This window comes from Corynebacterium sp. ACRPJ (assembly GCF_022347345.1).
Classification (GTDB): domain Bacteria; phylum Actinomycetota; class Actinomycetes; order Mycobacteriales; family Mycobacteriaceae; genus Corynebacterium; species Corynebacterium tuberculostearicum_D.
On record NZ_JAKRNC010000013.1, the window covers coordinates 33,910 to 53,709 of the forward strand.

The 19,800-nt window shown below is 61.0% G+C and carries 21 protein-coding genes; 8 read left to right on the forward strand and 13 right to left on the reverse strand.

The genetic code is table 11. The annotated features are described in order from the left end of the window. Positions 1–32: 32 nt before the first annotated feature. From MHY08_RS09455 to MHY08_RS09475, 5 genes are all read right to left on the reverse strand, one after another. A complete protein-coding gene (locus tag MHY08_RS09455; RefSeq protein ID WP_239236419.1) occupies positions 33–3,212 on the reverse strand; it encodes an ATP-dependent helicase in 3,180 nt (1,059 codons plus the stop codon). Beyond that, on the reverse strand, positions 3,205–6,312 hold the full coding sequence (locus MHY08_RS09460) for an ATP-dependent DNA helicase (RefSeq protein ID WP_239236437.1): 3,108 nt from the start codon (positions 6,310–6,312) through the stop codon (positions 3,205–3,207). The genes MHY08_RS09455 and MHY08_RS09460 overlap by 8 nt, the downstream gene beginning before the upstream one ends. A gap of 32 nt (positions 6,313–6,344) precedes the next feature. Continuing rightward, positions 6,345–7,130 carry a hypothetical protein gene (locus MHY08_RS09465; protein ID WP_204609885.1) on the reverse strand — a complete coding sequence of 262 codons (786 nt, stop codon included), beginning with the start codon at positions 7,128–7,130 and terminating at the stop codon, positions 6,345–6,347. 9 nt (positions 7,131–7,139) lie between these two features. Beyond that, positions 7,140–8,078: a DUF3152 domain-containing protein gene (locus MHY08_RS09470; protein ID WP_204609886.1), complete on the reverse strand. Its 939-nt coding sequence runs from the start codon at positions 8,076–8,078 to the stop codon at positions 7,140–7,142. Positions 8,079–8,139: 61 nt separating this feature from the next. Further along, on the reverse strand, positions 8,140–8,364 hold the full coding sequence (locus MHY08_RS09475; protein ID WP_005322370.1) for a DUF3107 domain-containing protein: 225 nt from the start codon (positions 8,362–8,364) through the stop codon (positions 8,140–8,142). Positions 8,365–8,435: 71 nt separating this feature from the next. Between MHY08_RS09475 and MHY08_RS09480 the strand changes: the two genes are divergently transcribed. Further along, on the forward strand, positions 8,436–9,761 hold the full coding sequence (locus MHY08_RS09480; protein ID WP_239236421.1) for a DEAD/DEAH box helicase: 1,326 nt from the start codon (positions 8,436–8,438) through the stop codon (positions 9,759–9,761). Continuing rightward, positions 9,758–10,996, forward strand: coding sequence for a hypothetical protein (locus MHY08_RS09485; RefSeq protein WP_239236423.1), 1,239 nt, complete (start codon positions 9,758–9,760; stop codon positions 10,994–10,996). Before MHY08_RS09480 ends, MHY08_RS09485 begins: the two co-directional genes overlap by 4 nt. A gap of 75 nt (positions 10,997–11,071) precedes the next feature. Here MHY08_RS09485 and MHY08_RS09490 read toward each other — a convergent pair whose 3' ends face one another. Then, positions 11,072–11,560: a hypothetical protein gene (locus tag MHY08_RS09490; RefSeq protein WP_239236426.1), complete on the reverse strand. Its 489-nt coding sequence runs from the start codon at positions 11,558–11,560 to the stop codon at positions 11,072–11,074. 498 nt (positions 11,561–12,058) lie between these two features. Here MHY08_RS09490 and MHY08_RS09495 point away from each other — a divergent pair, with 498 nt between their 5' ends. Both MHY08_RS09495 and MHY08_RS11815 read left to right on the forward strand, forming a co-directional pair. After that, a complete protein-coding gene (locus MHY08_RS09495) occupies positions 12,059–12,319 on the forward strand; it encodes a WhiB family transcriptional regulator (protein WP_204609890.1) in 261 nt (86 codons plus the stop codon). Positions 12,320–12,402: 83 nt separating this feature from the next. Further along, positions 12,403–12,477 (forward strand): 50S ribosomal protein bL37, encoded by a 75-nt coding sequence (locus tag MHY08_RS11815; RefSeq protein WP_100067784.1) that lies wholly within the window; start codon positions 12,403–12,405, stop codon positions 12,475–12,477. A 267-nt stretch (positions 12,478–12,744) separates the two neighbouring features. On the opposite strand, the gene MHY08_RS09500 is transcribed toward MHY08_RS11815, so the two are convergent. Beyond that, positions 12,745–13,017 carry an anti-sigma factor gene (locus MHY08_RS09500; RefSeq protein ID WP_005326557.1) on the reverse strand — a complete coding sequence of 91 codons (273 nt, stop codon included), beginning with the start codon at positions 13,015–13,017 and terminating at the stop codon, positions 12,745–12,747. After that, positions 13,017–13,619: a sigma-70 family RNA polymerase sigma factor gene (locus tag MHY08_RS09505; RefSeq protein WP_301438125.1), complete on the reverse strand. Its 603-nt coding sequence runs from the start codon at positions 13,617–13,619 to the stop codon at positions 13,017–13,019. The genes MHY08_RS09500 and MHY08_RS09505 overlap by 1 nt, the downstream gene beginning before the upstream one ends. 37 nt (positions 13,620–13,656) lie before the next feature. Between MHY08_RS09505 and ybaK the strand changes: the two genes are divergently transcribed. Further along, positions 13,657–14,160 carry a Cys-tRNA(Pro) deacylase gene (gene ybaK, locus MHY08_RS09510; protein WP_204609900.1) on the forward strand — a complete coding sequence of 168 codons (504 nt, stop codon included), beginning with the start codon at positions 13,657–13,659 and terminating at the stop codon, positions 14,158–14,160. On the opposite strand, the gene MHY08_RS09515 is transcribed toward ybaK, so the two are convergent. Continuing rightward, positions 14,146–14,793, reverse strand: a complete 648-nt coding sequence (locus tag MHY08_RS09515; RefSeq protein ID WP_239236431.1) for an SOS response-associated peptidase — start codon at positions 14,791–14,793, stop codon at positions 14,146–14,148. The genes ybaK and MHY08_RS09515 overlap by 15 nt on opposite strands. Here MHY08_RS09515 and aroA point away from each other — a divergent pair. After that, on the forward strand, positions 14,792–16,093 hold the full coding sequence (gene aroA / locus MHY08_RS09520; protein WP_239230548.1) for a 3-phosphoshikimate 1-carboxyvinyltransferase: 1,302 nt from the start codon (positions 14,792–14,794) through the stop codon (positions 16,091–16,093). The two genes, MHY08_RS09515 and aroA, sit on opposite strands and share 2 nt — an antisense overlap. Continuing rightward, entirely contained in the window at positions 16,086–17,111 is a 1,026-nt protein-coding gene (rsgA, locus tag MHY08_RS09525) for a ribosome small subunit-dependent GTPase A (RefSeq protein WP_204609906.1), read from the forward strand. The genes aroA and rsgA overlap by 8 nt, the downstream gene beginning before the upstream one ends. On the opposite strand, the gene MHY08_RS09530 is transcribed toward rsgA, so the two are convergent. Genes MHY08_RS09530 through MHY08_RS09540 form a run of 3 tightly spaced genes read right to left on the reverse strand, consistent with a single transcriptional unit; the run spans position 17,108 to position 18,298 of the window. Then, positions 17,108–17,356 (reverse strand): hypothetical protein, encoded by a 249-nt coding sequence (locus MHY08_RS09530; protein ID WP_204609908.1) that lies wholly within the window; start codon positions 17,354–17,356, stop codon positions 17,108–17,110. The genes rsgA and MHY08_RS09530 overlap by 4 nt on opposite strands. Before the next feature lie 16 nt (positions 17,357–17,372). Next, a complete protein-coding gene (locus tag MHY08_RS09535; RefSeq protein ID WP_204611462.1) occupies positions 17,373–17,849 on the reverse strand; it encodes a hypothetical protein in 477 nt (158 codons plus the stop codon). Positions 17,850–17,887: 38 nt separating this feature from the next. Beyond that, entirely contained in the window at positions 17,888–18,298 is a 411-nt protein-coding gene (locus MHY08_RS09540) for an HAD-IA family hydrolase (RefSeq protein WP_239236432.1), read from the reverse strand. Between the two features lie 176 nt (positions 18,299–18,474). On the opposite strand from MHY08_RS09540, the gene MHY08_RS09545 reads away from it, so the two are divergent. After that, positions 18,475–18,858, forward strand: a complete 384-nt coding sequence (locus MHY08_RS09545; protein WP_005322397.1) for a hypothetical protein — start codon at positions 18,475–18,477, stop codon at positions 18,856–18,858. A gap of 22 nt (positions 18,859–18,880) precedes the next feature. Here the strand turns inward: MHY08_RS09545 and MHY08_RS09550 are convergent, their stop codons facing one another. Continuing rightward, entirely contained in the window at positions 18,881–19,699 is an 819-nt protein-coding gene (locus MHY08_RS09550; protein ID WP_239236434.1) for a hypothetical protein, read from the reverse strand. Between the last annotated feature and the right edge of the window lie 101 nt (positions 19,700–19,800).

Below are 19,800 nucleotides of genomic sequence, written 5' to 3' on the forward strand. Positions count from 1 at the left end.
AGATTGCGCGCTTACGCAACCGCCCACATACCTTAGCCCTTGTGGTACTCAACTGACGATTCAAGGAGTTTCTTCAGCTCTGCCCCACGCGGCAGGCGGGCAGGCTCGAAGGTATATCCATCGTGCACATAATAGAACGCTGCACGAATCTTCTCCCCGCCGTGGATGCGGCGCCAGGCCTCTGCATACACCGCTAGCTGTATCTTGGCAGCATCCATGGCTTCTCCCTGAGGTGGGCGGCCGGTCTTCCAGTCCACCACCATCCAGGTGCCATCCTCCAAGCGGAATACCGCATCCATGCGCCCGCGCACCACAGACTCACCAATAGTGATTTCAAAGGGCGCCTCCACGTGCTCCGGTTGACGCTCGGCCCACTCGGAGTTCAGGAAGGCCTGCTTGAGCTCTTCCAAATCGAAGTCCTCCGGTTCATCGATGCCCGGAAGTTCTTCCTCGCCCAATAGCGCCGGGCTGCCGAAGCGGTCCTCCAACCACGCGTGGAAGGCGGTACCGCGCTTGGCATAGGAATTTGGCTTAAACGGCACGGGGCGGCGTTGCCTGCGGGCAAACTGAAGCGGGTCTGCCCGCAGCGCAACCATGTCAGAGGCGGTCAGCTCGCTGGGTAGCTCAACGTCTACCACCGGCTGTTGCAGGGCCTTGTACTCCTCAATGAGAGCGCCAGCTTCCTGCTCCCATAACTCAAAGGTTTCACCCCGGCTCAAATCTGGGAGTTCCTCCATTGCTGCAAGGACTAGGTCCGCACCGGCAACTGCTTCTGGGCTGGCCTGCAGCGCTGGGAACTGTGCGCTCTCCCCATGATCATCCTCGGACGGCTCGTCGGGGACGGACCACTCCACCACGTACGGCGGGAATCGCTCTTTCAGGCGCTCCAAATACTCATAAGGGCGCTTCTTCGAACTATTAGCTACCCTGTTGGTTCCCGACCCTGTCACCGTCAGGGTGGATTCGGTGCGTGTCAAAGCCACGTAGAAAAGGCGCGCCGATTCTTCAGCCTTAATAGCCCGATCCTCTGCTTCGAAGGCCTTGCAGGCCTTATTGAAATCCGACCGTTTCACCGCATCTTCTGGCAGCTCGATGTAGTCATCATCGCCTGGGACTTTATCCACGCTTCTTAGGAAGGTATCGGCTTGCGCTTTATAGCTCGAAGAATCTGCATGCACTACGCACACATGCTCCCATTCCAGGCCTTTTGCCTTATGCACGGTCATAATTTGCACGCGGTCGGTAGCGGCAGGAACCTCACCGAGTTCCAGACCGTCTTCCTTTTCTAGCGCTAGCGCGAAATAGTCCAGGAGCGCAAAGAGGGAATCACCATGGAAGCTAGCAACAATATCGGCAAATTTGTCCAAGTGCGTAGCACCACCTGCGCTACCTCGGGCAAGGACCTCGGTGCGGATATTAAACAATGCTTCAATATCGGCGAAGATATCCACCAGCGGTTTGGAAAGAGAATAGGTGCGCAGGTGTCGCAGTTTGGCAGAAACCTCTTCCATACGGGCGAGGCCTTGCGGGGTATAGCGGTCCCTCTCACCTAGGTCGGCCAGGGCGTCGGCAAGGCCGACGCGCTGATCTGGCTCCTCAGCGGTGACATCTTCCAGCTGCGCGCGCAGGTATTCTTCCGGGTCCATTCCCGGTTCCCAGCGCAAGCGCTCCTCCCTCGCGCCGGCCAGGTTTCGTTGGCGGGAAGCAAGTGCTTGAATATCGCTAATTCCCAGGCCACAAATGGGGCCCGCGAGCACGCGCACGGCCGCAGGCAAGTCTTCTGGTCGCACGAGCATAGTGGCAATAGCTACAAGGTCCTGGATTTCTGGCTGCCACAGCAGGCCACCGAGACCGATGATTTCATTGGGTACGCCCGCTTTGTCTAAAGCCGCCGCAATTGCTGCGGATTGTTTGTTCTTCCGCACCAGAACCGCTGCGCTGAAGATATCGCCTTCGCGCTTTTCCCACTGTTTCCTAAGATGTTCGGCTACGAATTCGCGCTCGCGAGCTTCGCTGTCAAAGTAAGCCAGCTGAATCTCACCTTCGCCCTTGTGCGGTGCGGCTGAGAGCGCATCTACGGGGCGTTCACCTCCCTCGAATACCCCCTCAGCCACTAAGTTTGCCAAATCCAGCGCGCCAGAGGGGTTGCGCCAAGAGGTGGTCAACTGGTCCTTCGGAGCGGGTGTGCCCGGCGCGACCGGGAAGTCCTCCACGAAGGCAGTGAGGTTTTCAGAGGTCGCACCACGCCACCCGTAGATGGCCTGCATGGGATCACCCACAGCGGTAACGGATAGTCCTTCTTGCTCGCCACCAAAGAGGCTGCGCAGCAGCACACGCTGGGCATAGGAGGTGTCTTGGTACTCGTCTAGCATGACGACCTTATAGCGCTGGGATTGTTGCTTGCCCACCACAGGATGGTCGCGCGCTACGCGGGCAGCGACGGCCATCTGCTCGCCAAAGGTGATGACTTGTCGCTCAGTTTGTTCCTTGTGGAGGGCCTCCAGCAGCGGCACGTACTGCACGCGACGGTCCTGCGTGGCTAGGTATTTTAATAGGTCATTGCTGTACTCAGGTCCATTTTTTGGGGTCTTTTCCAGGTTATCGATATCCGCGCGGAAGTCTCGGGCGTGCTGCGCTATGTGTTCGGTGCCTTTCAGCCCATTATCGATATCTTGGCTGAATTTCAGCAGGGTCTCGGTAATCGTGGCTAGGGCGCGATCGTCTTCCAGCTGGCCGGTGTAATTGCGCACCACATCGTAGGCCAAGGAATAACGCTCGGCCTCGGTGATGATGCGTGCGGTGGGCTCCACCGGAACCAAGAGCCCGTATTCGCGAACGAGTTCTCCCGCATAGGAGTCATAGGTAGCTACCTTCGGCGCAATGTTTTCTAGCGCTTCTGTCACCTCACCGCCTGGTGGGATGAGGCCGGAATCGCGCAATTTAATCAGCTGCCGGCGGATACGTTGCTCCAGCTGTTGCGCCGCCTTACGGGTGAAGGTCAGGCCGAGAACCTGCTCCGGGCGCACATAGCCATTGGCCACCAGGTACACCACGCGCGAGGCCATAGTTTCTGTCTTGCCGGCACCAGCGCCGGCAACCACGAGTTTGGGGCTAAAGGGGCCTTCGATGACATGGGCTTGTTCCTCGGTAGGCGGAAAGTCCTTGCCCAAGGCGGCAGCGATCTGCTGTGGGGAAAAATTGCTCTTAGGCATCGGTGGTCATCCTTCCTTCTTCCTGCACGGGGCAGATGGAGCGAATTGGGCATTTATCGCAGTCTTTATTGGTGCGCGCAGTGATGCGCGGGCCACGCATCTCCTCCACCAGCGGGGGCAGAAGTGCGGCGAATTCTTCCAGGGCTTCCGGCGACTTATCGCTTTGCCAAAGCTCACCAATCTTTTTGGTGGTCGCACCCGGATACACCAGCACACCGCCCTGGCGCGGCATGCCTTCGCCGTCGTGAACTTGGTGGCCGTCAAATGCGCCGTGGGCAAGCGCGAGCTGATAGGTCATCAGCTGCACATGGTCCTCGCCCTCTTTCTTAGCCGGCTTGCTTCTCCCCGTCTTGAGGTCCACCACCAAGTAATTTCCCTCTCCATCGCGAAGCAGACGGTCCATATAGCCGCCGATGCGCACCTCCTCGCTGACGCGTACGCCTACGGGGATTTCCACACCGGCAAGCTCTTGATTGACCTCGGATTGGCGCGCCCATTCCTGAGCGCGGTCCAACAGGGTGGAAAACTCATCGAGCTTAAATCGCAATTGCCACTGCGGCACATCCTGAATGCGCTCGAAAGCTTCCATCACCAATAGCTTGGCCTTTTCCGCATCCATGCCGCGGCCGATGGCTTCAAAGAAGGCGTGCGCCAAAGTACCGCGGAGCAGGTGTTCCTCGGTGCTTGGGTCCTCGGCCACATTGCCGAGCACGGCCTTGAGTGGACAGTTGAGCAATGCTTCCACACGGGATGGTGACAAACTGCCGCTGGTATGCAGCGGCAGTTCAGCCGCAACGGAGCGCGCAGACCACCACTGCTCCGGGTGGGCGCCAGGGATATCGGCTGTCGCTAAGCGGGCGAGCTGGCGCGCTGCTTGTTTGCGCTCAACCTCACCGGATTCCGGATTGGTAACCACGCGGCGCAATTGTGCAACAAAGGCCGGCACGGACAGCACCGCCACATCGAGGGGATCCACCTCGAGCCCATCGCGCACTGACACGGGTGCGGGTTCGGGCACATCGAGGCCCAGCTCGCGCGGGAGTTGGGTGCGGCGCAGCGCCCGCTTTGCTTGCCGACGCGCAGCTTGACCAGGCACGTCCACTCCCCGGCCGGCGAATTCGCTGATGAAGCGCGAAGGCTCAGAGACCGTATCGCCTTCCGGGTTCTCCACAGCGGCAATGAGCAGGCGCTGTCGGTGGCGCGTGGTAGCGACATGGAAGAGTCGACGCTCCTCTGCCAAACGGGAGGCAACGTGGCTGACGGGGGTATCGGGATCAATATCGTGGTCGAGGAGATCGATGAGATCTTCTTGACCAAAGATGGAGCCGGTCTCCCCTAGCGAAGGCCAGCTTCCTTCCTGTGCGCCGGCCACGATGACGGTATCCCATTCGCGGCCCACGGCGCCGTGTGCAGTCAGGATCTCTACTGCCTGCGGAATAGCGGTGCGGCGGTCACGCACACCGGTGGGAAGTTCCTGTTCGGTGACATGCGTCAGGAAGGTGCGTAGCGAGGAATCAGGGCGGCGCTCGACGTAGTCGCCTGCGGCGTCAAAAAGCGCCATCATTGCATCCAAGTCGCGGTCGGCCTGCGAGCCGGTCGCACCTCCGCGCAGCGCCGAAGCCTGGAGGCGGCTATCGAGCTCGGTTGCGCTCCATACAGCCCAGAGAACTTCCTCCACAGAGTCCCCGGAGGCGAGTGCGTTCCGGCCGGCGCTCAGAACCGCGCGTACACGCTCCAGAATGGAGTATTCGCGCTCAGTGAGTTGTCCATTAAAATCTGGGAGCTCACCATAGAGAAGACCGCGGAGGCTATCGATGCCCCGGGTGGTGGAATCCCAGCGCCGCAGACCACGGATAAGGCGGCGCAGGGTGACGGGATCGGCACCACCCACGGGGCCGGTGAGCAATTCTTCCAACTCCGAGTTTGATAGGTCTTCCTCCAAGGCACGCAGGGCGAGCAGCACGGCGGAAACCAAACGCTGTTCGGCCAAGACGACGTCGGTAGGGCTAATGTGCACGGGCACGCCGGCGGCCAACAGGGTGCGGCGCATCTGCCCGATATCACCGGTTGAACGAACGATGACGGCGATATCGCGCCAGGGCACGCCGTCTTCTAAGTGGCGGCGGCGCACGGTATTGGCTACGACGTCACGCAGCCTGCCGTCCGAATCCACAATGGAGATGCACGCCGGAGAGGGTGTGCGGTGAGGCTCGGTGAGCTCGATGTCGTGGTCAGCTGGGAAGTCCCGCAGGAAACGCGAGCTAGCACCGCGGAAGGCAAAGACGGATTGATCGGCATCGCCACCTACCACCACGAGATCCGCCTGCGGGGCCATTTCGCGAATGAGCTTGCCCGCAGTGGGATCGAGCAATTGCGCATCATCGACAATGATGGTGTGGAAGGGGTGCTCGCGCAGTAGCTGGGGGCGCTGAAGAACTGCGGTAACCAATTCCGCAGCGGAATAGGAATGGGCGCGGGAAAGAAGCTGCACGCGTTCGTACTCGCGCAGGAATTCACCCGCCGCAGACCACATGGGGCGGCCGTGCTCGGCACCGAGGCTCTCTAGGTCACCCGGTCCCAGGCCGCGTTCAATGGAACGCAAAAGGAAATCGCGCAGCTGCCGGGCGAAGCCCACATATTCCAGCGCGGGGCGCATCTCCGCGGGCCACGAGCCATGTCCGTCTTCTGCTTGGCCCGTGAGCAGCTCGCGGATAACGGCGTCTTGCTCCGCACCGGTAATAAGGCGCAGCTCCTCCTCGGCCGCTGTGCGCAGCAACGCGAATGCGAGGGAGTGTACGGAACGCACCATGGAAGTTTGTGCGGCGTAATCCTCGAGGCGTTCGGAAAGCTCGCGGCGCAGCCGGGCGCCGGATTCCTTCGAGGGAGCGATAACGAGGATGCCGGAGGGATCCGCGCCGGTCTGCCGGGCTTTATCCAAGGTATGAATGACGGTATCGATAAGGAAGCTGGACACACCGGTGCCGGCGGCACCGGTTACCTTCCAGGTACCGGATTCGGGCAGGTCAACAGGCCAACTGCGGGTCGTGGCGGACTGGGTACGGGGAACGAGGCGCACCTGCGGGGACGGTGGAAGGACCACTCCCGCACGCGCGGTGGAATGGGGGTCGTAACTCACCGCTCCAGTATGGCAGATGCCCGCGACACCAGATGCTGCTCCACCCGCTCTATGTGCGAACGCGTGTTTGAACGCGATGCGGAGTGCAGGTCATTGACATGACGGCGATATGACACCGCGCGCAACAGCAATTCCTGCATACCGGGTACGTGACTGAAGCGCTGGCAAATCCCATCATCAACAGCCTGGCCAATGAGCCCATCCACAATGACCAAAGCGGCCGTCCAGCCGGCTGGGCGCGGGGATTCACTCGGCACAATGTCCACAATGCCCGGCGGGTTAGCGCCGTGGTAAACCGTGGTGGTGAGAAGAGCGGTGTGGGCGGGGATAAGGGGGACGTCGGCAAGCAGGGCTGGGCGATAAGCCTCGCCCGTTTCCTCCCAGGCGGCGCGCTCGGCGCGAGCGAAGGCATCGCTGCGCTGCCCGTTGGGAATGGGCACCTCGGCCAGAGCCGTATCCAAGCGCAACGCCATCTGTGCGGTTTCATCAATGCGCCCGCGAACATGGCCCGGAATAAACTGGGTAGCCTTCCACCCTGCGGCCGTGTGCCGACCATCGCTAGACAGTACCGGCCGGGAAACGCGGGCCCCCTGCACGCTGAGGCGCTCGCGCACCTTAGCGGACCAGGCGGCAAACGGACCGGCCTGGGAATAGACCACGTCACCCACCTTGATGCCGTTATCCCACACCGGACCCAATTGATCGCCCTGCGCGCGGCGGGTACCAGTGGCACCGGTTTCCGCGTGGAAGGCGCTTAAAACATGCTCTGGGGGAAGCGGCATCCTTAACTCCTATTCGGGTTGGTGGGGATCCTTATTATCCGGATTCGGATAAGGCCACGGGTTCGGTGAGCAGGTCACGTCCTCATCAGGATAGACCTCGCTGGGATTGCGATCGTGCAATTTCTTGTTGTTAAGGTCCAAGGTCTGCTGCATCATGACCGGCGCCAGCTTGCCTTGGCCGCCACACGGCTGGTGGGCCGTATAGCCAATGGCATGACCCAACTCATGGTTGATGACGTACTGGCGATAATTGCCCATATCGCCTTCAAAAGGCGTGGCGCCGCGTACCCAGCGGGCCTCGTTGATAATGGTGGTGGACTCGCCCGTAATGGTGGTGTGGCAGGAGGTTTCCGTTTCAATCTTCTCGCCACAGCGCTCTGCGGCGGTGCCGAGCGAAGTCAGCTGGATGCGGGTATCCGGTTCCGCATCAGCGGCCACGTGCTCGAACTCAAAGTCCTTATGCGCGGTCCAGCCGCGCGGATCAGACAAGGTGGCCTCCACCATGGCGGCAAAAGACTCATCGCCCCCATACGGTGCGGTGTTCAGGCCATCTTCTACCTCGATGGAATAGCGCACCTTGTGCTCGCCACCCTTACCCGCGACGGCGCCAGGCTCGCCTACCTCGTGGAAGGTGCCCTTGCCCTGCTTGGTATAGGAGCCACCGGGCGGCATCTCGCTGATTTCCCGCTTCACCGCTGCAGCATCGGCAGGGTCAGGGCCCATCTTCTCCGTACTCGTTGGGGCAGCCTCGCTAGTGGCTTCCGCCTTTTCTTCAGAGGAAGAGTTGGTGGCGATATCGACGATGAACCAAATGGTCAGCGCGATCATGAGGGGGATAGCCACCACGCGCCACCAGCCATATTGACGCGCAAACCGGACCACCGCATTGGGGTGGTCCGGTGCGTGGCCCTGGCTCCGGTGAGCGTGGCGAGTCTCCCTTTTTTCCATGGGGCCTTAGGTTACCCGTTTGTATTTAAAAAAGCTGAATCAGCAGCCCTATGCGCTCGCCTTAGGCGCCGGCGAATCCCACGGCGTGCTTCTTTGCAATGCCGACCTCGACGTAGACGACGCGGTCAGTGCGCACGAGGTATTTGCGGCCCTTGTCATCTTCCAATTCCAGGGTGGAGTTATCCGCCAGGGCACTGTTGATCTTCTGCGTCAGCTCGGCTTGGTCACCTGCAGCACTAATGACCAGCTCGCGAGCGGTATCCGCGAAGCCAAACTTGATATCCATGAAGATTCCTCCTCTAACTAGAGTTTTATTGTCAATGGCCCCACTATAACCATCCCGGCTACTATCAAGGTGTGTCTGACATAAAATCCCAGCCACCGAGCTTCGCGGAACTCGGCGTTGCGGCCGAAATCTGCGATGGTCTCGCCACTCGTGGCATCACGCGTACTTTTGCAATCCAGGAATTAACCCTGCCCATCGCGCTATCCGGCCAGGACTTGATAGGCCAAGCGCGCACTGGCATGGGCAAGACCTATGGCTTTGGCGTGCCGCTTTTGGACCGCGTTTTTGATGACGCCGATATCGACGAGCTCGATGGCACCCCGCGCGCCCTCGTGGTGGTCCCCACCCGTGAGCTTGCCCAACAGGTCACCGAGGACCTGCAGGTGGCTGCCGCCCACCTGCCCGTGCGCTTAGCCTCCATTTACGGCGGCCGTCCCTACGAGGAACAGATCAAAAAGCTCAACAAGGGCGTAGATGTCATCATTGGCACGCCTGGCCGATTGATCGATCTCCACGAACGCGGCGAACTGCAGCTAGATCGCGTGGCTATCTTGGTGCTCGATGAGGCCGACGAGATGCTGGATCTGGGCTTTTTGCCCTCGGTGGAGGCTATCCTCAAGACACTCGATGGCAATGCCCACCAAACCATGCTCTTTTCCGCCACGATGCCGGGCGCAATTTTGACGCTCGCCCGCCGGTTTATGGAAAAACCCATCCATATCCGCGCCGAATCCAGCGAGCAGGATTTCACCCATTCCTCCACTCGCAAGGTCACCTTCCAAGCCCACCGCATGGATAAGATTGCCGTCGTCGCCCACGCCCTGCAGGCCTCCGACCGCGGGCGCACCATCATCTTCGCCCGCACCAAGCGCGCGGCCGCCCAGTTGGCCGATGACCTTGCCCGGCGCGGCTTCCACGTGGGCGCGGTCCACGGCGATCTGGGACAAAAGTCGCGCGAGAAGTCGCTCCATGCCTTCCGCACCGGCCAGGTGGATATCTTGGTCGCCACTGATATTGCCGCCCGCGGCATCGACGTTGATGATGTCACCCACGTCATCAACTATCAGGTTCCGGATGATCCGATGACCTTTGTCCATCGCATTGGCCGCACGGGTCGCGCCGGCCATACGGGCACCGCTATCACCATGGTGGGCTATGATGAGCTGGGCAAATGGCAGGTTATTAATGATGAGCTGGATTTGGGTGAGCCGAATCCGCCGCAGTGGTTCTCCACGTCCCCGGAGCTGGCCCAGGCTCTAGACATCCCCGCGGATGTAGAGGAAACTGTCGGCCCTGAGACCAAGGTCGTGGGCCAGGTGCCTGTCCGCGAGAAATCCCCTACCCGTACCACCGCGCGCCGCGGCAGCTCCCGGCGCCGACGAGGAGGCCGCCGATGACTAAAGCCCCCATTTTGCGCTCGACCCCCGCCGATTGGAAGGCTACCGGCGTTATTGCCGTGGTCTGCGCCATCGCGGTCGGCGGGGCGGCTATTACCGCCAATATTAATCAAGCGCATCTCAGCCAAGCGGCCGTTCCTGGGGATAAGGATGCACCCGCGCTTGCCGACGTCCCCGAGGCCCTCCACGAGTCCTTCAACCTCCCCAACGAACCAGTACCCGGCCAATACCGGGCGGTTTCGGCACACGGCCTGACCATCACGCACGCCGATCACACGCTCACCGCCACCAACCCGGACGGCTCCGAGGCTTGGACTTATGAGCGCACGGACGCGGATCTGTGCTCGCTGTCTACTGCGTGGGGCAAAATCGTGGCGTCGTATAAAACCGGCGTGGGCTGCGGGGATACCGTGGCGATCGATGCCGCAACTGGCGAGTATGACAGCACCCGCAGCGCCGTCAACTCAGAGAAAGTAGTACCCGTTTCCTCCAATGACCGGGTAGGAACGGTCTCCACCGACCGGATTGATCTGTGGCGCTCCGATATGGTGCGCACCGTGGAATACGGTGACGTGGAAGCTAAGCAGGAGCCAGACAAGCAACCGCATGAAGACTGCACCATTAGCTCCGCCCTTACCCGTACCGAGAATTTGGCACTGACCGAGTCCTGCCCCGATAAACCGGGCGCCACTTGGTTGCGTTTCCAAGACACCACCCCTGATGATTCCCGTGAGCCCGATATCGCTGCCGATGTGGACATAGCCACCGACGGCGCCCGGCTTGTCGCTGTGGGACAAAAGGCCGCCGCCGTCTACCGCCCAGGACCGCACCCCACGATCGAGTCCTATGACAATAAGGGCGAAAAGCTGGACTCTACTTCGGCAGAGCCCTCTCCAGACATCGATGCAGGCGCCTCGCCGTTCGCCCCGGCAACCGCGGACCTGCCGCACCATATGACCTGGTTTGATGGCTCCCGGCTCTATCTCTTCAAGCCGAGCGACCTCGCAGTGGATCACGTGGTAGAAGATGCCATCGGCACCCCCATCGCCGTCGACGAGCACATGTTGGTGCCTACCCAAGCAGGCATTGCTGTCATGGATTGGTCCACCGGCAAAACCCTGCGAACCATACCGGTTGATCGCGGCGGCTACCACGGCCCCGTCTACCTCACCTTGGCGGGCGACACCATCGTGGAAACCCGCGGCGATCAGGTCGTGGGCCTAAGCGCCGATTAACACCCTCCGCTACAGAAAGGGCCGCGCCTTCCGGATTTACCCGGGGCGCGGCCCTTAGTGTGCGTGGCAGCGAATTTAGAAGTTTGCTGCCGCCCACTCGGTGGAAGCACGAACGAACATCAGCAGGAAGATGACTACTGCGGCGCTCGCCAAGGTCACCGCACCAAGTAGCGGCGATCCGCCGCTAAACATCTGGAAGGAGCTCGCTGCCAAGATGAGCTCCACCAAGATAATGGCTCCCCTACCCCAGCGCTTTCCTTTGACCATGGCCCAAGCACCGACGATGACAAAGCCAAAGACGATAAAGATAAATAGCGCGGTGCCCAGCCCCACAAAGCTTCCGGAGCCCGAGTCCGACACCATGGAACCATTTTCTGCGCCGGTCACCTCGCGCACAATCAGGAAGATACCGAAGCAGATGACGGCGATGGACTGAACCACGGCGAGCGCTGCGGCCACGAGGACCGGCTGTGGCGCGCCCTGCTGGGCCTTCTCCTCACGCGCCGGCTGCGCGGAGGAAACACTTTGCTTTTTGTTTACCTGCTTTTTCTTCTGCTTAGACACAAACCAACAGTCTACTCACCGGTCGAGGCCATTTCCTTGTGCGCCACTCAGGTTTCGCGGGGGCAGGGGTTAGCCGGGTAGATTTGACGCTTCTTCAGTCACCGCACTCAATGTTTTTTGGACAATGCACCAGTTCAGCGCGTTTCTCACAGGCTTCTTTCAACTCATACGTCGACCTAAATGACCCCCACACTAGTTTCATTCACGTGAGGTTGACCACAATTTCGCCTCTACCCCTAGCGGAGTCTGAGTAAACATGTCATGATTCTGGGGTAGCAAAAAGAAAGAGGACGTAAACCTCTTCTTAACTTGAAGGAAACTTCAAGTAACCACAATGTGAACCATTGGCGGCGGCGACGCTGGCCCGACCTCGAGACCGGGCCCCACTGCACGCAGACCAGTTCACACAACCACCCACCCTGGCATTGGTTGCTTTTCATTTCTCATGAAAAGCACTTGTGCTTACTGCTGTCGAATTTTTGTTAGGAGATATCAATCATGGATTGGCGCCACGAAGCTGTTTGCCGCGACGAAGACCCCGAGCTGTTCTTCCCAGTAGGCAATTCTGGTCCTGCACTTACCCAAATCGCTAAGGCCAAGCTGGTCTGCAACCGTTGCCCCGTTGCCACTTCCTGCCTGAAGTGGGCACTGGAGTCCGGCCTGGACGCCGGCGTCTGGGGCGGCCTGTCTGAAGAGGAGCGCCGCGCCCTCAAGCGTCGCCGCAACCGCGGCCGTGGCCGCGCTCGTGTTTCCGCTTAATAAGCAGCCCCCAATTTTCGTTTCGGCGCCCTTAGCCGCTACAGTTGAATAAAGTTCAGATACCCTCAACGAAGGAGTGCGCAATGAGCAAGCGTGGTCGCAAGCGCAAGGATCGCCGCAAGAAGTCCGCTAATCACGGCAAGCGTCCTGGCGCATAACGCACAGCATTACTCAAAGCCCGGTTCCCTCGGTCACTTCGACCGTAGAACCGGGCTTTTGCTATGTCAGACGCACATCGATGTCGTCTCCTAGCCCCCCGCTTGACCTCTCCGTGCCTTAAGTCCAATGTGATCGGGCCGAATTGAACACATTGGGGTCTCAATTCGGCCCTTCCGCCCTCAATTCGGCCCGATCAGTATGGACTCAAGCAAAAAGTTGGAAGATCAGGAGACCATGACCCCACGACAGCGGGTGAGCAACAGTGCCTACCACGCCGTGTCGATGCGCGTGATCTCTACCGAAATGCGGCGGCGCAGCGCCTGCGGCGCCTTGGCTTGGCCATTACAGCAGTTACGCACCAGAGAGCGGATAATCTCCTCGCTCTCGAGGCGCTGTTGACAGAAATCGCACTGGGCAATGTGCTCGCGGATGGCGAGTGCGCGGGCATAGGTGGTGGATTCATCGAGAAGCTCGCACAGGAGGGCCTGTACCTCTGGGGAGCTACACGCACCACAGTTGTGTTCCGTTGCGCGGTCCATTACTTCTCCTCCATGTCTGGGTGTTCTAATCCAATGCCTTGTTCTCGTGCCACGTCTTTCAACGCTTTCCGGAGCAATTTTCTTCCCCGGTGCAACCGGGACATCACCGTGCCCAGCGGAGTATCCATGATTTCTGCAATTTCTTTATACGCCAAGCCCTCTACATCCGCGTAGTACACCACCATCCGGTAGTCATCGGGCAGGTCATTCATGGCCTCTGAAATGGTGGCGTCCGGCATTTCTTTAAGCGCTGATACTTCGGCGGATTCCAGGCCGGTGGAATCGTGCCCAGCAGTGGTATACAGCTGAAAATCGCTTAGGTCATCGGCCGAGGACTCCGTGGGGCGGCGCTTCGCCTTGCGGTAGGAGTTGATGTAGTTATTGGTCATGATGCGATACAGCCACGCCTTAAGGTTTGTACCTTGCTTGAAGGAATGAAAGGACTTATAGGCCTTGAGGTAGGTCTCCTGCACGAGGTCCTCAGCATCTTGCGGATTGCGCGTCATGCGCAGGGCACCGCCGTAGAGCTGGTCTAGCAGGGGCAGCGCTTCCGCTTCGAAGCGGCGCTGCAGCTCCTTTTCGCTGATTGTTTCTTTAGCCACAATTTCTATCCTAACGCGTAGCGTTAGGATCCCAGTCATGTCTAAAAAGTCCCCGCATGCAGCCACCCCAGCGCTCAAAGTCGTGGAAGATGCCGGCGTAGACCACCACGTCTACACCTTCGAGGCGGGCAAGGATCACTTCGGCGATCACGCCGCCGCGGCCCTCGAGGTAGAGCCGGAACGCGTGCTCAAAACCCTGGTCATCGATTTAACGGCGGGCAAAGGGTCCAAGCGGCAGTTGGCGGTGTGCGTCATCCCTACCACCCACCACCTGAGCCTCAAGAAGGCCGCGGCCGCCCACGGCGTTGCTAAGGCCGCCATGGCGGATCCGCATGACGCGTCCAAGTCCTCCGGATACATCCCGGGCGGCATTTCCCCGCTGGGACAGAAGAACCCGCTGCCCACGGTCGTTGAGGAAACCGCCGTCCTTTTCGATACTGTCTTCATCTCCGGCGGGCGCCGCGGGCTGGATATCGAGCTCAATGCGGAGGACCTCGCAGAGCTGTGCTCTGCTAGCTTTGCTGATCTACTCGCCGAGTAGCTCCGGATAATCGTTGGATACGCTGCCCACAGCCTTGTCGGCGGGGTGAGTGTGGAAGCCACGCAGGGGCGTCGGCAAGAGCAGCTCAGCGGCTTCCTCGGGGCTGCCCTCCAGCCAGGTACGCATTTCTTCGGCCGCCAAGAAGCGTGGCAGGCGGTGGTGCAGCCACTCCATTTCTTCCGTGGCGGCGGTGGTGACAATCGTGGCGGACAGGCGGTCCAGGCCGGTGTCCCATAGGCCCGCCGCCCACAACAGGCCCTCCTCCGCGCGGACGTAATAGGACTGCTTGCCGCCTTCTTCCTGGTGCCATTCGTAGTAGCCGTTCATGGGGATAAGGCAGCGCTGCCCCTTAAAGGCATGCCGGAAGGAGGGTTTGGTGGCCACCGTCTCCGCCCGGGCGTTAAACAGCGGCGGGCCGTCCAGGTCCTTCTTCCAGTGCGGCAGCAGCGCCCACCGCGCAGGGTCGACTTGGGCGAGGCTTTCGTGCACGCGCACCATCGCCACCGGCTGGGTGGGCGCAATATTGTAGCGCGGGCCTGGGGTACCTTGTGGGGCGTGGACCTCAGTAACTCCGGGCAGTGCGCCCACTTCATCGAGAAGGGACTCGGTAAAAAGAACGAATCTTCCGCACATGCCCTCTATTATGGACGATATGTCTCAACCTTGGTCCGCCCCGCAAGCGGCAGGCCCCATTACGTGGGCCCAGCACGTGCCGGGCTCGAAGTCTATTACCAACCGCGCCTTCATTCTTGCAGCGTTGGCCGATGGCCCTTCTACCCTGCGCGCGCCGCTGGTCTCCCGCGATTCGCAGCTGATGGAAAAGGCCCTGGAATCTATGGGCGTGCGCTTCGAGCACGAAGGCGAGGATATCCACGTCACCCCCGGCCCGCTTAAGGGTGCCACGGTGGACTGCGGCCTGGCCGGCACGGTCATGCGCTTTATCCCGCCGGTTGCGGCCCTGGCGGACGGCGCCGTGCTTGTCGACGGCGACGAGCAGGCCTACGCCCGCCCCATGTCCACCACCCTGGATGCACTGCGCCAGCTCGGCGTCGAGGTGGACGGCGATAGCCTGCCCTTTAGTGTGCGCTCGCACGGGGTACCGGAAGGCGGTGAGGTCACTATCGACGCCTCTGGTTCCTCGCAGTTCGTCTCCGGACTCCTGCTGGCCGGCGCGCGCTTTAAAAGGGGCATTTCCGTCACCCACGAGGGCGGCCCCCTGCCGTCCATGCCGCACGTGGAGATGACCGTAGGCATGCTGCGCCAAGCCGGCGTACGCGTGGATTCCGGCGAGAATACGTGGACCGTGCACCCTGGCCCGATTGCCGGGCGGGAATGGGCAATCGAGCCGGATCTCTCCAATGCCACGCCCTTCCTTGCCGCCGCTGCCGTCACCGGCGGCCGCGTGACCATTAAGCGCTGGCCTGCCAATACCACCCAGCCGGGCGACGCCATTCGCCATATTCTGGTGGATATGGGCGTCATGGTCACCCAAGAGCCGGGCTTTGTCACTGCCAAGGGCGCCAAGGACGGCGCGCTGCAGGGCATCGAGCGCAATATGGGCGATATCGGCGAGCTCACCCCCACCGTCGCGGCGTTGTGCGCCCTGGCGGAGACCCCCTCTACCCTCACCGGCATTGCGCACCTGCGCGGGCACGAGACTGACCGTTTAAAGGCGCTGGCGGATAATATCAACGCCCTCGGCGGCAAGGTCACCGAGCTTGCCGACGGCCTGCATATCGACCCCGCCCCTCTCCACGGCGGCGAGTGGCCGTGCTACGCCGATCACCGCATGGCCACCGCGGGTGCGATTATCGGCCTGCGGGTACCGGGCGTAGAGGTAGAAGACATTTCCACCACCGCGAAGACCCTGCCTGGCTTCGACCGCATGTGGGAGACGATGGTGGACCCCGAGCAACAGGAGAGCAATGGCTAGGCGTTTCGGTTCTTTCGATGAATCCGACGTGCGCGTGCGCCCCGGCAAAGGCTCGCGGCCGCGTACCAAGGACCGCCCCAAGCACAAAAATGCCAAGTTCGGCATGGTCATCACCAAGGACCGCGGACGCTGGGGCGTAGCGCTAGACGACGGCCCGCGGGTCACCGCCATGCGCGCCCGCGAGCTGGGCCGCACCGCCATCGAGGTGGGCGACCGCGTGGGCGTCGTGGGCGATACCTCCGGCAAGAAAGACACCCTGGCGCGCATTGTGAAGCTGGAAGAGCGCACCTCCGTCCTCCGGCGCACGGCCGATGACACCGACCCTTATGAGCGCATCGTGGTGGCGAATGCGGACCAGATGCTCATCGTCACCGCCGTGGCCGATCCGCCGCCGCGCTCCGGATTTGTTGAGCGCGCCCTGATTGCTGCATTCGTGGGCAATATCCACCCCATCCTGTGCTTGACCAAGACCGATCTCACGGACCCTGCTCCCTTCGCGGCGGAGTTCGCCGATCTCGATGTCACGGTGGTGGAAGCCGGCGTCGACGACGGGCTCGAGGCGGTGCGCCAGCACATCGACGGCCACGTCACCGCACTCATCGGACATTCCGGCGTGGGTAAATCCACCCTGGTCAACCGGCTGGTACCGGATGCGGATAGGGAGACAGGGGAAGTATCGGGCGTCGGCAAAGGCAGGCATACCTCCACCCAATCTGTGGCGCTCCCCCTCCCCGCCGAGGATGCATTCACCGGCGGCTGGATTATCGATACCCCCGGCATTCGTTCCTTTGGCCTCGCACACGTGGATGCCGATGACGTGCTTGGCGTCTTTGAAGACCTTGCCGCCGCCATCGAGGACTGCCCCCGCGGTTGTACGCATATGGGCCCGCCTGCGGACCCAGAATGCGGCCTCGATGATCCTGCGCTTATCTCCCCTGATACCGCCAGTGCGCGGCGGCGCGACGCGGTGCGCGGCCTACTCGAGGCCCTGCGCACCAACGTGGAGTGGGAAAATTAGAGGTGGAAGCCGGTATCGGCCATAACTCCCAAAATGGCATCCACGATGCCGAAGAATACATCGAGGATCTGGCCCCAGGTGCCCTGGGACGAGGTCTCTAGCAGCGCCAGCCACGGGGTGGTGGGCACGGCGTCGGCAGCCGCATCTGCAGCTGGGGTGGTATCTGCCAGTGCGGCAGGCGCGGCGATGAGGGCTGCGCCCGCGGTAACGGTGGCCGCAGCGAGGTTCTTGAAACGCTGAGTCATGTTTTCTCCTTGAGTTTTAGAGCAATTCTACGAGGAAAGGGAGTTCGGTGGGGTGATAAAAGGCCATGAACTTATCCAGTGCATCGCCCACGGCCAGCTCCGCATCTTCATCGCCCAAGTCTGCGGTATCGATGGCCTCGATGGCCCTCGCGGTGGTTTCCTCGGACTCCGCAATATCCACGTGGATGGACGCTAGGTCATCCTTGCTGAACTGTGCCGGCTTAAGCTCTACCACCGGCTCGCCCATATCCGGGCGCGGGGTAAGGACAGAATCATCCAAGTCTACCGAGATAACCACGCGGCGGTGCGGGAACTTCTCCTCATCGCCGATGGCCAAAAGGCGCATGGAGGCCATAGAGGCCTCGAGGAAGGCCGAGTAGGCAATTTCTTCTTCATCGCCCTCGGTATAGAACTCCTGCAGCGCAGGGGTCACCATAAAGCCCCAGCCGGAGCGCGCGGACAGCGAGCCGGTTTCTTCCAGTTCCGCCAGCATGGCGTAGGTCGCAGGGATGTAAACGCGGGCTTTAGCCACTAAAACTCACCTTCAATATCGAAGACTGCCTGGATTTCAACGGAGACGCGGTCAAAGCTGGTGTACAAAAAGCCCACCATGCCGGATTCCACGGCGGCGCGCACGTTGAGGATGGAATCATCAACCATGACACAGTCATTGAGCGGCAGTTCTAGGGCATCCGCTGCCGCTTGGAAGGCTGCGACCTCAGGCTTTTCCGCCCCCACCTCGCCGGAGAGAACAACTGCGTCGACGTTTCCGCGGTACTCCCACTCGCGGATGTGCTCCGCGCCTAGTCCGCCTGGGTCATTGGACAGGATGGCGGTTGCTGCGCCATTTGCCTTGGCGCCGGCCAGCAGCGCCTTCCAGCGGCGGTTGTCTTCTTCGGTGCCGTCAAGGACGCCGACATAGTCAACGATTAGACCACGCATGTACTTAAATCCTTTGGTTACGATTCTCTTTAACTCCCCGAGAGTATAGCGAACCGCGCGCTCATTCGCGCCCACCCCTTTCAGGAAACCCTCAGAAATGGCGAGGTTGGGGCGGGCATGAGACAATTATCACGCGTCCGCCTCCTGCCCTTATTCAGGAGCACTACTTCCCCACCATGTACGAGCCCATCCCCGGCTACTCGCACCTCAAACTCTTCATTGCACCCCACCGCGTGCACTATGGCCGCTTGCCGACGTCCGCGGAAGTCGCCGCCCAGCACCGCATCCAAGGCTGGGTAGTCTTCGCGCTGGAGGTAGCCGCCGGCTATCGCCCGCTAGCCCATCTCAATTCCCCGCGCTATTCGGATGCCATCCGCCTGCACATTGGATCGTGGGTGCGCCGTCGCACAAGCCCCTATGCCACGGACAGACTGCAATTAACCAGCCTGCACGCACGGCCCAATGGCGAGTACTTTGGCTCCGCCTACATAGGCCAACAGCAGCATGCATTTACGGGCTCGGCGAGCCCCACCGGTTTAACGTCATTCCGCTTGCTCTAACCCAGCGGGCAGGGCTTAACGCCTAGGAAAAGAACTGGCCCAGGTGAGAAAGGATTTCGGACCAGTCGAGTGCGGACCATCCGAATCCGGCGGCGCTGGTCAACGCCGCCAAACCGGTGGCTAGGAGGCCGCCTTCAAAGGCGGATAGACCGGAATGCTCGTTCGCCGTCGCCTCCTCAGGCACGGTTCCCGCATCACGGTGCGAGACGGCGGCCTGCTCCAAGGGTGCATTGACCTGCTTGGTGATGGTGACAATATCGCACAGCGCCGCCGCATAGGAAGGGAACTCATCCGGGAAGGCGGAGCCAGTTTCCCCGAGGGTCGGCAGCTGGCTACTTTGAGAGGTAGCCGCGTTGCCGGCGGGGGCCTGCGGCAAGTCCTTGGTAAACTCGCCCAGCTCGGCGCGAATTACCGCCTGGGCATAGTTGGCGCCCAGCATGTCGAGGTAATCCAATACGGCCGCTTCGGTGTACTCCTTGCCGTCTAGGGATTGCGTCCGCTCCTCTGGCTCCCACGGGAAGTCCAGTGGAGTGGAATAAATATTGCCATCGGTGCGCGCGGTATTGAGCCGGGCTTTGCCAAAGTAGTACTCGAAGGCGGCATCCGCCTTTTCCTGAGACAAAATTCCATCGGCCACCAATGCTTCCTTGCGCTGGGTAGCAATAGCCAGGATGGCCGCAGCCGCGTTATCCTGCTCAATCTTTTCGCCCGAATCCAAAATGATGCGCAACGAGGTGGCAGAATCACGCTGCATCTCATAGGCCACGGCCGGCGTGGCGCCACCGAGCAAGGTGGCAGACAGGAGCGTCGTAATACCGAGACGCAGAGAGCGGCGGCGCATCGTCAGTGGAGCTCCTCACAGGAAATAAGCAGAATGGACGGGTTTCTTATATTCTACTCATTTTTTCCTGAAAAGAAACCTGCCCCGCGCCCACTATCACG